The 266-nt window shown below is 59.0% G+C and carries 1 protein-coding gene; it reads right to left on the bottom strand.

Annotated elements, in window-relative coordinates:
* Positions 1-266: AAA family ATPase (locus HWD93_RS18490; RefSeq protein WP_261647606.1), on the bottom strand; the 266-nt coding region annotated here is incomplete at both ends.

The raw sequence follows: 266 nt of genomic DNA, 5'->3' as shown, positions 1-266 counted from the left end.
AATCACTTCCATCCGGTCCAGCAGTGCCGGCGGGATGTTGAACGAGTTCGAGGTCGCCACGAACATCACATCCGACAGGTCGAAGTCGACTTCGATGTAGTGGTCGGAGAAGGTGTGGTTCTGTTCCGGATCCAGCACTTCCAGCAAGGCCGACGACGGATCGCCACGGAAATCCATGCCCAGCTTGTCGATCTCGTCGAGCAGGAACAGCGGATTGCGCACGCCGACCTTGGACAGGCTCTGCAGGATCTTGCCCGGCATGGAAC

The sequence above is a fragment of the Curtobacterium sp. C2H10 genome, assembly GCF_025407985.1.
Lineage (GTDB): Bacteria > Actinomycetota > Actinomycetes > Actinomycetales > Microbacteriaceae > Curtobacterium.
The sequence above is the reverse complement of the archived record's forward strand: the minus strand, read 5'-3'. Positions and strand labels throughout refer to the sequence as shown.